13 protein-coding genes and 2 pseudogenes are annotated in these 12,645 nt (G+C 58.9%); 6 read left to right on the top strand and 9 right to left on the bottom strand.

What is annotated here, in order from left to right; genetic code table 11:
• Positions 1-25: 25 nt before the first annotated feature.
• Entirely contained in the window at positions 26-991 is a 966-nt protein-coding gene (gene tal, locus ABI171_RS07905) for a transaldolase (RefSeq protein ID WP_348092020.1), read from the top strand.
• Here tal and ABI171_RS07900 read toward each other — a convergent pair whose 3' ends face one another.
• Entirely contained in the window at positions 992-2,299 is a 1,308-nt protein-coding gene (locus tag ABI171_RS07900) for a hypothetical protein (protein WP_348092019.1), read from the bottom strand.
• Positions 2,296-3,261 (bottom strand): ABC transporter ATP-binding protein, encoded by a 966-nt coding sequence (locus ABI171_RS07895; protein ID WP_348092018.1) that lies wholly within the window; start codon positions 3,259-3,261, stop codon positions 2,296-2,298. Before ABI171_RS07895 ends, ABI171_RS07900 begins: the two co-directional genes overlap by 4 nt.
• A 211-nt stretch (positions 3,262-3,472) precedes the next feature.
• Here ABI171_RS07895 and ABI171_RS07890 point away from each other — a divergent pair, with 211 nt between their 5' ends.
• From ABI171_RS07890 to fos, 4 genes and pseudogenes are all read left to right on the top strand, one after another.
• Entirely contained in the window at positions 3,473-4,042 is a 570-nt protein-coding gene (locus ABI171_RS07890) for a hypothetical protein (RefSeq protein WP_348092017.1), read from the top strand.
• A 226-nt stretch (positions 4,043-4,268) separates the two neighbouring features.
• Positions 4,269-4,793 (top strand): hypothetical protein, encoded by a 525-nt coding sequence (locus ABI171_RS07885; protein ID WP_348092056.1) that lies wholly within the window; start codon positions 4,269-4,271, stop codon positions 4,791-4,793.
• Positions 4,793-5,320, top strand: coding sequence for a hypothetical protein (locus ABI171_RS07880; protein ID WP_348092055.1), 528 nt, complete (start codon positions 4,793-4,795; stop codon positions 5,318-5,320). Before ABI171_RS07885 ends, ABI171_RS07880 begins: the two co-directional genes overlap by 1 nt.
• A gap of 135 nt (positions 5,321-5,455) precedes the next feature.
• A pseudogene (gene fos, locus ABI171_RS07875) lies at positions 5,456-5,864 on the top strand (fosfomycin resistance glutathione transferase).
• Positions 5,865-5,867: 3 nt separating this feature from the next.
• Here the strand turns inward: fos and ABI171_RS07870 are convergent.
• Positions 5,868-6,356: an AmiS/UreI family transporter gene (locus tag ABI171_RS07870; RefSeq protein WP_348092016.1), complete on the bottom strand. Its 489-nt coding sequence runs from the start codon at positions 6,354-6,356 to the stop codon at positions 5,868-5,870.
• 436 nt (positions 6,357-6,792) lie between these two features.
• Here ABI171_RS07870 and ABI171_RS07865 point away from each other — a divergent pair, with 436 nt between their 5' ends.
• The gene (locus ABI171_RS07865) at positions 6,793-7,344 is read left to right on the top strand and encodes a cysteine dioxygenase family protein (protein WP_348092015.1); all 552 of its coding nucleotides are present in this window, start codon (positions 6,793-6,795) and stop codon (positions 7,342-7,344) included.
• 27 nt (positions 7,345-7,371) lie between these two features.
• Here ABI171_RS07865 and ABI171_RS07860 read toward each other — a convergent pair whose 3' ends face one another.
• From ABI171_RS07860 to ABI171_RS07835, 6 genes and pseudogenes are all read right to left on the bottom strand, one after another.
• Entirely contained in the window at positions 7,372-8,106 is a 735-nt protein-coding gene (locus tag ABI171_RS07860) for an ABC transporter ATP-binding protein (RefSeq protein ID WP_348092054.1), read from the bottom strand.
• A complete protein-coding gene (locus ABI171_RS07855) occupies positions 8,106-8,867 on the bottom strand; it encodes an ABC transporter ATP-binding protein (protein ID WP_348092014.1) in 762 nt (253 codons plus the stop codon). The genes ABI171_RS07860 and ABI171_RS07855 overlap by 1 nt, the downstream gene beginning before the upstream one ends.
• Positions 8,867-9,736, bottom strand: coding sequence for a branched-chain amino acid ABC transporter permease (locus ABI171_RS07850; RefSeq protein WP_348092053.1), 870 nt, complete (start codon positions 9,734-9,736; stop codon positions 8,867-8,869). Before ABI171_RS07850 ends, ABI171_RS07855 begins: the two co-directional genes overlap by 1 nt.
• Positions 9,737-9,776: 40 nt before the next feature.
• Complete coding sequence (locus tag ABI171_RS07845) at positions 9,777-10,658, bottom strand: branched-chain amino acid ABC transporter permease (protein WP_038487314.1); 882 nt, start codon at positions 10,656-10,658, stop codon at positions 9,777-9,779.
• 142 nt (positions 10,659-10,800) lie between these two features.
• The gene (locus tag ABI171_RS07840) at positions 10,801-11,958 is read right to left on the bottom strand and encodes an ABC transporter substrate-binding protein (RefSeq protein ID WP_348092013.1); all 1,158 of its coding nucleotides are present in this window, start codon (positions 11,956-11,958) and stop codon (positions 10,801-10,803) included.
• 412 nt (positions 11,959-12,370) lie between these two features.
• Positions 12,371-12,645 (bottom strand): annotated as a pseudogene (locus ABI171_RS07835) (argininosuccinate lyase); the annotation flags it as partial.

The following is a 12,645-nucleotide window of genomic DNA, read 5'->3' as shown; positions in this document are numbered from 1 at the left end:
ATTTTATAAAGCAAAGGTTTAGTCCATGAATCAGCTGGAACAATTGAAGCAGTACACGACCGTCGTTGCGGATACCGGAAATTTCAAGCAGCTGGCGCAGTTCAAGCCGCGCGACGCCACCACCAATCCATCGCTGATCCTGAAAGCGGTACAGCAAGCCGACTACGCGCCTTTGCTCGCTGAAACCGTGGCCGCCCATGCCGGCAGTAAACTCGACCAGATCGTAGACCAGGTGCTGGTGCGCTTCGGCCTGGAGATTTTGAAAGTGGTGCCGGGCCGCGTTTCCACCGAAGTCGATGCCCGTCTGAGTTTTGACCCCGCCGCCACGGTGGCGCGCGCGCGCCGCATCATGGCTTTGTATGAAGCCGCCGGCATCGGCCGCGAGCGCGTGCTGATCAAGATCGCCTCGACCTGGGAAGGGATCCAGGCCGCACGCATCCTGGAACAGGACGGCATCCGTTGCAACCTGACTTTGTTGTTTGCCTTCTGCCAGGCGGTGGCTTGCGGCGACGCCAAGGTGCGCCTGATTTCACCGTTCGTCGGCCGAATCTACGACTGGTACAAGAAGTCTGCCGGCGCGGCGTGGGACGAATCCGCCAACACGCTATCCAACGATCCGGGCGTGAAGTCGGTGGCGCAAATCTATAGTTACTACAAGCGTTTCGGAATAGATACCGAGGTGATGGGTGCCAGTTTTCGCAACGTCGGCCAGATTGCGGCGCTGGCCGGTTGCGACCTGCTGACCATCAGCCCGGAACTGCTGGCGCAATTGCAAGGCAGCGACGCCGCCATGCCGCTGGCGCTGGACAAGGATGCCGCCGCCAAAGCCGATTTGCAGGCTGTCAGCTACAACGAAGCCGAATTCCGCCATGCGCTGAATGAGGATGCGATGGCGACTGAGAAACTGGCCGAAGGGATACGCGGTTTTGCCGCCGATGCCGTCAAGCTCGACAAGATCATCGAAGGCTTGCTGGCGTCGGCGCGCGCCTGATTATATTGCATCGTCCTTCAACGCTCGCTGGCGCCAGCGCCAGCCGAGCAATGCCAGGGCCAACACCGCATGCACGATGGCGATACCGAGCATGGCCCAGGCGTTGCCGAACTGTATCGGCATGAAGAATCTCGCCAAGGCTTCCGATCCCATGAAATGCGCCATGAACGGCAGCAGGCCGTCGATGATCGCCAGATACAGGATAGTGGTGGCGCCGGCGCGTTTGCCTTTGCCGGAAAAAGCGAAAAACAGGTAGACGCAGCTATCGCGCAGCAGCATCAGGGCCAGCGTTAGCGCCAGCAAGGTGCTGTAGCTGAAATCCGCCGGCAACTTGAAAGGCGGGATCTGGTCGTGGTTGACCAGCAGGAGCAGCGCAAAGCAAAAACTCAATACCAGCGTAGTGGGCCATATCGGCAGACTGCGCAACAAACCGTGCCAGTTGCCGGCCCGGGCTCTGGCGACAATCCGTTGCCACAGCGCGATGTCGTTTTCTTCCGTGAACAGCGCCCCATAAGTCATCGCCATGGCTAGCAGCAAGCCGGTCCATAGCAAGCCTTGGCCGTCGGCAAAGCCTGCAATGTAGGCGGCCAGCAGGCAACAGCCCAGCGGCCACGCCCAGGGAACGGTGCTGATTTGCAAAGCGCTGTTCATGCTGCGCCACGTTGCAAATACGGCAAGGGCGGCCAGGAACGCCGTACTGGCCAGCAGGAAGGAACCGTTGGCATACGATGTGCCCCACCACTGGAGGTAGGTTTCCACTTCGGATTTGAATGGCGGTGTGAATATGATGGCTACCAGCACGACCGCCCAGGCGATGCCGCCGCGTTGCACTGCGCGGATGTTGCTACGCATCAGATGCAGGTTGAGCGCAATCGTCGTTGCATGCATCAAGATCCCCAATGCCACCAGCGTCAGGCTGCTGCTGAGCATGATGGTGTGACCGCTTGCAATCGACGTTATCGCCAGCACCACCAGGCAGATGATTCCGCCATACCAGTTGAAGGCGGTGGCGCCAAACAATTTACCCCAGGTCATGGTCCACGGATCCAGTGCGCTCATGCGTTGCTGGTCCCAGGTCTTGTCGCGGATTTCATCGATGACGGCGCTACTGGCGTTGCGGGTTCCCCACAAGCAGACTATGCCGCCGAATAAAATCAAGGCAATGCTGTCGAGCGCTATGCCTCTGGGAAAATTGCTGCCGGCCATGCTGAGCGTGAAAAATACCAGACCCAGGACGGCAGGCATGGCAATCAGCCGGTGCAAGGAAAACTGCAGCCACAGGTTACGCTTGAATTCAGGATTGATCACGATGCGCTCCCTGTCTTGGATGGGTGATTGCTCTGTCCGTTTTCATAAGTGGCGACGGAACGCAGATAAGATTGCTGCAGGTTTTCTTTTTGATCGGAAAAGCCGCTGACCGGCAGCCCGGCTGCGATCAGGCGCGCCAGAAAAGCGGCCTGGGCATGTTCGTCGCCGCTGAAATTGAAGTCGGCGCTACGTTCATCGCTGGCGGTAACCTGCAGCGCCGGTTCGGCCGCCAGTTGCGCCTGCAATCTTGCATCGGCTTGCGCCAGCGTTATCCGTAGCGATTTTTTCGGGGCGAGTTGATCGCTGTCATGGGCCAGGGCACGGTATTCCAGCACCCGGCCCTCGCGCAACGCCAGCATATGCGTGGAATATTCGTCCAGCTCGGCCAGGATATGCGACGACACCAGCAAGGTCATGCCATTCGCTTGCAACTGACGGAACAGGATCGCCAGGCTGGCGCGCGCTTCGGGATCGAGGCCGGATGCGGGTTCGTCCAGCAACAGGATTTTCGGCGCATGGATGATGGCCTGGCCGATGGCGACCCGCTGGCGCAAGCCGCGCGATAATTTATCGCAGGTTTGCTGCAAGCGATCGGTCAGACCCAGTTGCTGTGCGGTGGTTTGTATCGCTTGCGGGATAGCCGGCGCAGGCAAGCCCTGAGCCGCCGCCGCATATTCAAAACACTGGGCCACGGTCAGCGCTTGGTACAAGCCGTAGAAGTCGGACAGGTAGCCCATGATCCGATGCACTTCGCGCGGCTGTTCCAGCACGTCCATGCCGGCGACACTGATGGAGCCGGCAAGCGGCGTTTCCAGCCCGGCGATGCAGCGCATCAGCGTGGTTTTGCCGGCGCCGTTGGAGCCGACCAGCGCCGTCACGCTGCCGGCCGCCACTTCCAGGCTGACCTGATGCAGGGCGCGATGGCCGGGATAGTCGAAGGTAAGACCTGAGATTTTTATCATGGGAGTCGATCTTAAAGAGACAGTGTGGACATGATAGCAATGTAAGTTGCTAATAATAAAGCAAACCGCGCTGAAAACGGTAAATTGCGCCCGGCAACACGCTGTATCAATAGCCACCCAGCTGTTACCAAATGATTCACCTGCCTCGCCTGTGCGGCAACTCCGGTTAAATACGCAATTCAGATGATCTGTTTAGTTAAGGGAGAAGGCAATGCATGGAAAGCAGCTGGTATCGGCGTTGACAGTGAGTTCATTAATTGTCATGGCCAGTTTGAGCCTGGGTCTGGCGACGCCGGCGCTGGCTTCGCCGGTGATGGATTTTCGCAGCGAGGATCTGCTGTCGGTGGCTGACGGCGTGAAGGACGATCTGCACTTGAGCCCGAACCAGCAAACCTTGTGGCGGCAACTGGAGAGCAAATCGAAAGTGATTATCAGCGACCGGGAAAAGCGGCAGCACGATATCCAGGCCAACATGGCTAACGGCTTGAATAATCCGGCGATCGACCTGCGCCAGCTGTCGGCCGCGATCGATGCGGAATCGGCATTGTCGCTACAGGATGGCCGCCAGCTGCGCGAATTGTGGCTGACCATGAACGATGCGCTCGATGATCAGCAACGGCAGACGACGCGGGCTTTCCTGGCCGACCGTTTGCAGCGCGTCGATTCGGCTTCCTGTGATCGCAGCTCAGTTGTACCTAAGGACAAATCCTCCGGCAAGGGCCATGGCAACGGTATGGGTGGCATGGGCGGTGGCGGTTCGCCGATGGGTGGTGGTTCATAATGTCATGTGAAATTGTTTAATGTTATTTTTCATGGCGATGTTTTTTCATTCGGCAATATTTAACAAAAATTTGCAAATTGCCATGGCCTGATCGCCGTGAATCCGGTTTTTCTCCTCTAGAATGTTTGCAGCCGCTCCGGCGGATGTTTGTCAATGCATCATCGATCTCGATCTCGATCTCGATCTCGATCTCGATCTGATTGATGGCTTACTAGTGGATGGTGGAATGCGGTTAACACGGATAGGTAGTTTGCTGGCCTTGTGTGCAGTGGCGGGATTGAGTGGATGTAGTTCGGTCTTGACCGAGGGCAGTTCCGCCGCTGCCGGCGTCGCCGGCACTGCGCTGGCGGGCAAGGTCACCAATAATGCGGCGGTGGCGACCGGTATCGGTCTCGGGGTCCAGGCTGCAGCCCGCGCCGGCGTGCAATATGAACAGCGCAAGATACATGGCGAAGAGCAGGACGCCATCGCCAAAGCTGGCGGTGAACTGGCGGTCGGCGCCGTCGCCAAATGGCAGATCGAGCATTCGTTGCCGATCGAAGACAATGAACGCGGCCGCGTCACGGTCAGCCGCATCATCAGCAGTGAAGGCATGAGTTGCAAGGAGATCGTGTTTTCCGTCGACGGCCTGGTAGGCAAGATCAATACCCCGGATAGCGAGTTTTACGTGGCCACCATCTGCCGCGCCGGCCCCGGCTGGAAATGGGCATCCGCCGAACCCGCCACCGAGCGCTGGGGAGCGTTGCAGTGATGCCACTGCAGAGCTTGAAGCTGCGCGTTTCGCGTAGCACGGTGGCCGGCGCGACAGTAGTGCTGGCCGCTTTAGCGCTCACAGGTTGCAGCAGCATCGGCGGTTTTGCCGGCGCCGCCGCCGGCGTCGCCAGCGGCGCTGTCACCTCCAATCCCGCAGTCGGCTATGCCGTCGGCATCGGCGTGCAGGCCGCCACCGACGCCACCACCAAATACATCTTTCGCAACTGGCAAAAGGGCGAGCAGGACGAAATCGCCGCAGTGGTCGGCAACCTGGAAGTCGGCCATGCCAGCCGCTGGGCCATCGTCCATCAAATCCCCTATGCCAACGAACACGGAGAAGTGCGCGTGGTCCGCCTGATTGACACGCCGCTGGCCGTGTGCAAGGAAGTGATGCTGTCGGTTGATAGCGGCGAGGGCGATCAGTTGAAGCGCGCCTGGTATACCGGCAGTGCCTGTCGTAGCAATGATATCTGGCGCTGGGCGGTGGCGGAGCCGGCGGTGGAGCGGTGGGGAAGTTTGCAATAAGTTCGGCGAAGCCGCGCTCGCAAAAAATCCTGTTCAGAAGGGGCCTTTGCTTCTGACGAAATCGGGACGAGGCTCTTCCGCAAGTGTAAGCTAGGGTTTGTATCCACAAGCTTTTCCTGCACATATGGGGCACACATGCTGAACGGACTAAACCATCTCACGCTCGCGGTCAGCGATCTTTCCCGCAGCGTGAATTTCTATCAGATAACCCTGGGCATGCGCCTGCATGCCAGCTGGGATCACGGCGCCTATTTTTCCACAGGCGGACTGTGGCTATGCCTGCCTCGATCCGACGCGGACGAGCCTCCCTGAGGCTGACTATACCCACTATGCATTTAGGCTGGAGGCGAGCGCCTTCGCCGCTTTTGTCAGTGCGATGCGCGCGGCCGGCGTCGAAGAATGGAAAGATAATCGCAGCGAAGGCGCGTCGTTTTATTTTCTTGATCCCGATGGCCACAAACTTGAAGCGCATGTCGGCGACCTGGCAAGCCGCCTGCGCGCTTGCCGCGACCGGCCCTACGCGGGCATGCAGTTCTTCGATTGAGAGTTACCAGCGGCCGGCCAGCATCAAAAATCCCGGAATCCAGCAGGAACCGATGCCGACCAGCGCTGTGATCCAACCCAGGGAACGGATGGTTTTCTGCAGCGCCAAGGCCAGGAAAAACAAGAACCACAGCGCGCCCCAGGTCAGCCACATCATGGTCGAACGCATGTCCTGCGCTACCGCCAGCCAGGCCATCGGCAAGGTATTGATGGCAACGAACAGGCAGTACCAGCCCAATCCCCTCCCGCTCATGTCCTTCCATTGCACCACCGCCAGATAAAGGTAGGTGAAGGCAAACAGCAGGCCCGCCGCAACGCTCAGGTAACCGGCGTTGTCGGTGCTGCGGACCAGGCCGATGAAACTGATGGCGAGCGCCAGAGAACCTACCAGGAAATTGAAGACGGCGTTCTCGCGCGCTTCGATGCGGCCGGTCAGGCCGACGCCATTGACTACCAGCACTGCGCCGATGAAGAGTAGAGCAATGCCCAACATGAAGTATTTCCCTTTGAAGACTATCGATGGTTTTATGGGCTGAATACGCCTTGCGCGCAGCATAGCGGTTGCGCCCGCGTGCAGGGGGCGCGCCAGCAAATAAGGTTCATAGGAATAGCGGACTTGAAATTGCTTGCGAGATGAGCTTAATCACATAGGCGGCAAGGGTGCGCCCGCACTGACCGGCCAGCCTGGCGCTACTTTGCCGGAGACGGAAAAGAGGCGGCGCGACAATTCGTTACAAATATTTCCACCCAAACATGACCCTTTTTCGAGTCTCGGCGGGCATTCCGATTGAGCGTCGCTTGCAGCCGATGAACTGGCGGGCGCAATTCTAAACCAGTGCACACGAAAAGGAATCGCATCGGGTAAGCTCTTCCATTGTTATTGTTGAAAAGCATCGTTCCACCATCCGTCCAACGAAAGTGAGGTTTCTGTGTCGTGGTTAAAAGAGTTTGCTTCCGCGTGCAAGCAATGCCTCGAAGATGGCGGTGGTCCCGATGAGATCCGGAGTTTGGTGCAACAGGCGCTGTCAATGCAGGCGGCGAATCCGGGGCAGGATGCCATTGATGAAATTGTTTATCGTTCTGAAGATTTACTCATCGTTAGTCTCGCCCAACCGCCTCACGGCGAAACGCCGATACACGACCATGGTATATGGGGAGTGATCGGGATCGCTGACGGCAGTGAGGAAAATGTCTTTTTCAGACAGACCGAGCATGGTCCGGTCGAAATCAACCGCAGGACGGTGAATACGGGTGAGGCCATTATTCTGGGAGCGGGCGTAATCCATAAAATTCGCAATCCCCAAGCAACGCGCTCTCTGGGGCTGCATGTCTATGGCGGCGCTCTCCTGAGCGCCGAGCGTCATATGTGGGATCCTCGGACCGGCGAACGGCTGGTGTTTGAACAATCCAGATTTGAAGGATGGTGCGAAGCGCTGACGGCTGCAGGAGAGGCCATGCACATCGTGTCTCCGGCTAATTGAGCTGGCGGTTCTTTCCAAAGTGACGCATCAACCGCCCAGATACGCTTCCAGTACCTTCGGATTGTTCAACAGGTTGCTGCCGCTGTCAGCCAGCACAATCTTGCCGGTTTCCAGCACATAACCGTGCTGGGCAATCCGCAACGCCTGGCGGACATTTTGCTCCACCAGCAGAATCGTCAGTCCGGTGCGGTTGATTTCCTGGACGATGCGGAAAATCTCTTGCACCAATAGCGGCGCCAGTCCCATCGACGGTTCATCCAGCAGCAGCACGCGCGGCTTGGCCATCAGCGCGCGGCCGATTGCCAGCATCTGCTGTTCGCCGCCGGAGAGGTTGCCGGCGAGGCCATCCTTGCGCCGTTGCAGCACCGGGAACAGGGAATACACCCAGTCGAGGTCCTTGGCGATGTTGGCCTTGTCTTTGCGGGTATAGGCGCCCAGCGCCAGGTTTTCGGCGATGCTGAGGGTAGTGAGCGTGGCGCGGCCTTCGGCGACTTGCACCACGCCGCTCTGGACGATCTTGTGCGGCGACAGCCTGGTCAGGTCTTGCCGGCCGAACAGGACTTGCCCGCGCTGTGGCTTGAGCAAGCCGGAGATGGCCAGCAGGGCGGTGCTTTTACCGGCGCCGTTGGCGCCCACCAGCGCGGTGATCTCACCTTCGTTGAGCGTCAGGTCGATGCCTTTGACGGCTTCGATGTGGCCATAGGAAACCGCAAGGTCTTTGACTTGCAGGATCGGTGTGGCGCTAGTGGTTTCTGTGGCCATCATTCGGCGTCTTCCTTGCCCAGATAGGCTTCGATCACTTCCGGGTTGTTCTTGATCTGCTCGGGGCTGCCTTCGGCGATGATGCGGCCGAAGTTGAGCACCGCGATGCGGTCGCACAGGCCCATCACGAAACGCATGTCGTGCTCGATCATGAAGATGCTGAAGCCGCGCTGTTTGATGTTGAGGATTTCCGTCATCAGCTCGGTTTTTTCGGCCGGATTCATGCCGGCCACCGGCTCGTCCAGCAGCAGCAGTTTCGGCTTGGTCGCCAGCGCCCGCGCAAATTCCAGCTTGCGCTGTTCGCCGTAGGACAGGCTGTCGGCCAGCATCTGCGCCTTGTGGTCCAGGCGGACCCAGGATAGCAGCTCCAGCGCCCGTTCGCGCGCCTGCACTTCGATCTTGCGGTAGCCGCCCAGGTTCAGCAGCACGCTGCCGAAGCTGTAATCCATATGATCGTGCATGCCGACCACGACGTTTTCCAGCAAGGTCATTTCCTTGAACACCCGGATGTTCTGGAAGGTGCGGGCGATGCCGCGCTCGGTGATCTTGTGCGGTGCGACCTTGCCGATGTCCTGATCGTCGAATTCGATGCTGCCGCCGGAAGCGCGCAGCAGGCCGGTGATCAGATTGAAGACTGTGGTCTTGCCGGCGCCGTTGGGACCGATCAGGCCGAAGATGCCGCCTTGCGGCACATTGAAAGTGACGTCTTGCAGAACCTGCAGGCCGCCGAAGTTCTTGCTGATATTGTTGAGCTTCAGCATCAATTATTTCCTCCAGCCTGAGATTTGCGCTGGAAAAACCCGCGCATCCGTCGTGGATCCCATATGCCTTTGGGCAGATACAGAATTACCAAGACAAGAATCAGGCCGTTGACTACCGCGCGATAGCTGTTGAAATCGCGCAGCGCTTCCGGCAGCAAGGTCAGTATCATGCCGCCCAAGGTCGGGCCGACCAGGCTGCTGGTGCCACCGAATACGGCCATCGTCAATATGTCGACGGCGTTCTCGAAAGCGTAATTGCCAGGGCCGATAGTGAAGGTGTAGTGAGCATTGAGGCCACCGGCGACGCCTGCAATCGCAGCGCCGATGACGAACGCCAGCAGCTTGTAGCCGGACACATTGATGCCCATCAGGCGGGCCGCCACTTCATCTTCCTTGATGGCTTCGAAGGCGCGGCCGATTTTCGAACGGCGCATACGGGCCAGGATGTACAGGGTGAGCGCCAGCAGCAGGACGATGTGCCACCATTCGGTCTTCAGCGGAATACCGTTGAGACCGAGCGGGCCGCCGGTGATATCCATGTTCAGCACGATGACGCGCACCACTTCGCCAAAACCCAGGGTCGCCATCGCCAGGTAGACGCCGGACAAACGCAGGGTCGGAATGCCGATGATCAGCGCCACCAGCGCCGGCAGCACGCCGCCAACGGCCAGCGCCACCGGGAACGGCAAGCCGGTCTGCATGCTGATCAGCGATGCGGCATACGCGCCGATGCCCATGAAGGCGGCATTGGCCAGTGACAGCAAGCCGCAGGACAGGGTGACATAGATCGACAACGCCAGCATGGCGTTGACGCCCAGGCTGAAAATCACGGTGTTGTAGGTCGACCAGAAACCGTCCCACCAATCCATGAAGCCGGTAGCGCCGATGGTTGTAAGCAGTTCAGTCATCTCAGGCTTTCCTTTCCAGCACTTTGCCAAACATCCCCGAAGGCTTGACCAGCAATATCAAGAACAGCAATCCGAACCCCACCGCATCGCGGAAATCGCTGGAAATATACGCGACGGTCAGCACCTCGGCAAAGCCGAGAAACAGACCGGCGATCATGGCGCCGCGGATATCGCCCATGCCGCCCAGGATGATGACCGCGATGCCTTTGTGCAACATCGGTTGGCCCATGAACGGCGTGATGGCGTTGAACGACAGCCCGACCAGCACGCCGGCAGCGCCGCCCAGGGCGGCGGCGGCGAACGAGGTCAGGTAGAACAGGCCTTCGACATTGATGCCGAGCAGGTAAGCGGCTTTCGGTGATTCGGCGATGGCGCGCAAGGCGCGGCCCAGCTGGGTGCGGCGCATGACCGCCAGCAGCACCAGCATCAGTACGAAGGAAATCACGACGATGCCGATCTGCACCGCGGTGACATGCAGGTTGCCCCAGTTGTAGCTTTCTTCCGGAATGGTGCCGACCGGGAAGCGCTTGTTTTCAGCACCGAACAGGCCTTGTGCCAGGCTGGTGAGGATGGTGGCGACGCCGATGGTCGCAATCATGGGCGCCAGATGCGGCGCGTTGCGCGCCCGTAGCGGTTTCAGCACCAGATAGTCGACCGCCAGGCCGATCAGGCCGGAGACCAGCATCGCGGCCAGCATCGCCAGCCACAGCGGCAGCGCCAGGTGCTCCACCAGCAGCAGTGCGGCATAACTGCCCAGCATGAAGATGGCGCCGTGCGATAAATTGATCACGCCCAGCACGCCGAATACCAGCGTGAAGCCAAGCGCAAACAGCGCATAGACGCTGCCCAGCGAGAGGGCGTTGATGAGTTGTTGTTCAAGCATGGAGGTTTTTCTTTAATTTAATTAGGGTCAGAGTCGCTCGGACAGAGTCGAATATTGTTTTGCGAAAGTATTCGACTCTGACCCTAATTATTGACCCTAATTATTGCGACGGGCATTATCGCTGCGTGGACAGCTGTCGGGATTACTTCAGCAAGATGAACTTGCCGCCCTTGGCGATATTCACAATTGCTTCCTGCTGCGCGTCGTAGCCGACTTCCTTGCCGGTGACGGCCGGCGCTTTGCGGAAGGCGAATTTGCCGGTTGCGCCTTCAATCGTTACCGATGGCAGCGCTTGTTGCAGGGCGATCCGGTCTTTGTCGACGGCTCCGCTCAGCTTGATTTTCTTCAGGGCGTCGGCGACAACGTGCAAAGCATCATAGGCTTGCGCCGCAAACTGGTCTGGATCGCTGTTGAATTTCGCCTTGTAGGCGGCGATGAAGGCCTTGTTGGCCGGCGTCAGGTTTTCCGATGACCATGGGCTGCCCATGATAGTGTCGTCGCCAGCACCCTTGGCGATGTCGAACAGTTTCGGCGAATTCAAGCCGTTACCGCCGATGAACGGCTGCTTCATGCCCAGCGCGCGGGTTTGCAGGATGATGTTGGCGGCTTCTTCGGTCAGGCAGGAGCAGACGATGGCGTCCGGATTGGAAGCCTTGATCTTGGTCAGTTGCGCCTTGAAGTCGACGTCGCCCTTGGCGTAGGCTTCGGTGGTGGTGACCGGAATCTTCTGGTCGGCCAGGGTCGCCTTGAAAACGTCGTAGCCGCTCTTGGTGAACGCGTCGTCGTTGCCGTAGATGATGGCGACTTTCTTGATGCCGAAGTGCTTGACCGCGGCGCGCGTGGTGACTGGCAGGACGTCGGCTTCCATCACTGAGTTGCGGAAAGTGAACGGGCCCATGGCGGTGATGCCGTCGGCGGTGTTGCTGGTGCCGAAGGCGACCACCTTGGCGGCATTGGCGATCGGGTCGGCGGCAAACGCCGAGTTGGACAGGGTAGGGCCGAAGACCAGCAGCGCCTTGTCCTTGAAGATCAGTTTCTTGAAGACGTTGATGGCTTCTTCTTTTTTGCCTTGCTCGTCTTCGATAATCAGTTGCAGCTTGCTGCCGTTGACGCCGCCGGTGGCGTTGATTTCATCCGCGGCCAGCGAAAAGCCGTTCTTGATGGCGACCCCGTACTTGGCGGCCGGGCCGGTCAGCGCTGCGGCCAGGCCTAGCTTGACGTCGGCGGCGTGGGCGGCGCTGCTCAGTCCTGCGGCCAGCATCAGCAATGGCAGTGTTTTCAAGATGGTGTTGAATTGCATGTCGATATCCTCCAAGAGACCGTTTTTATAGTGACGTCCTGTGATGCCGGCCTTGCGGCCGAATGGCATTATGCAGCAGGAAGTCGCCAGCGTTTTTATTTCGGCGCGTGCGGGGACGCACCAAAGGTGAACAAAGTATAAGGGAATTCGGTCTGGAATTCCTGGCGCTCAAGCAACTCACAGGCCAGGTAAAGCGGATGTTTTACGCGGGGGTGGTACGACTTTTGGTCGGTTTTGGAGATGTATTGCGTGGTTTTTTGCAATTATACCCGGCGTTGGGGGCTTTTGCTGAGGATGCTCTATCAGGGGATTGTCAAAAACAACTCGGTCATCCCCGCGCACGCGGGGATCCAAAATGCTGCGTAAATTGGATTCCCGCATTCGCGGGAATGACTCGGTCGGAAATGACGTATCAGCCCAGTTGCTGACGCAAATGCTGGATCGCCAGACGTACCTGGCGTGGGGCGGTGCCGCCGATATGGTCGCGCGCCGCGACCGATCCTTCCAGTGTCAGCACCTGGAAGATATCGTCATCGATCAGCGGCGAGAACGCCCGCAGTTGCTCCAGCGACAAATCACTGAGGTCGCAGCCCTGGTCGACGCAGCTGCGCACTGCGTGCGCCACGGCTTCGTGGGCATCGCGGAAAGGCAAGCCTTTCTTGACCAGGTAGTCGGCCAGATCGGTCG

Origin of the sequence: Collimonas sp. (assembly GCF_039923675.1) — a bacterium.
GTDB lineage: Bacteria > Pseudomonadota > Gammaproteobacteria > Burkholderiales > Burkholderiaceae_D > Collimonas.
This window is presented reverse-complemented; position numbering and strand designations above follow the sequence as displayed.

Excerpts from the sequence above, each read along its gene's own strand:
- tal (WP_348092020.1), top strand. The coding sequence starts at position 26 with ATGAATCAGCTGGAACAATTGAAGCAGTACACGACCGTCGTTGCGGAT.
- ABI171_RS07895 (WP_348092018.1), bottom strand. The coding sequence starts at position 3,261 with ATGATAAAAATCTCAGGTCTTACCTTCGACTATCCCGGCCATCGCGCC.
- ABI171_RS07890 (WP_348092017.1), top strand. The coding sequence starts at position 3,473 with ATGCATGGAAAGCAGCTGGTATCGGCGTTGACAGTGAGTTCATTAATT.
- ABI171_RS07885 (WP_348092056.1), top strand. The coding sequence starts at position 4,269 with ATGCGGTTAACACGGATAGGTAGTTTGCTGGCCTTGTGTGCAGTGGCG.
- ABI171_RS07880 (WP_348092055.1), top strand. The coding sequence starts at position 4,793 with ATGCCACTGCAGAGCTTGAAGCTGCGCGTTTCGCGTAGCACGGTGGCC.
- ABI171_RS07870 (WP_348092016.1), bottom strand. The coding sequence starts at position 6,356 with ATGTTGGGCATTGCTCTACTCTTCATCGGCGCAGTGCTGGTAGTCAAT.
- ABI171_RS07860 (WP_348092054.1), bottom strand. The coding sequence starts at position 8,106 with ATGGCCACAGAAACCACTAGCGCCACACCGATCCTGCAAGTCAAAGAC.
- ABI171_RS07855 (WP_348092014.1), bottom strand. The coding sequence starts at position 8,867 with ATGCTGAAGCTCAACAATATCAGCAAGAACTTCGGCGGCCTGCAGGTT.
- ABI171_RS07850 (WP_348092053.1), bottom strand. The coding sequence starts at position 9,736 with ATGGATTGGTGGGACGGTTTCTGGTCGACCTACAACACCGTGATTTTC.
- ABI171_RS07845 (WP_038487314.1), bottom strand. The coding sequence starts at position 10,658 with ATGCTTGAACAACAACTCATCAACGCCCTCTCGCTGGGCAGCGTCTAT.
- ABI171_RS07840 (WP_348092013.1), bottom strand. The coding sequence starts at position 11,958 with ATGCAATTCAACACCATCTTGAAAACACTGCCATTGCTGATGCTGGCC.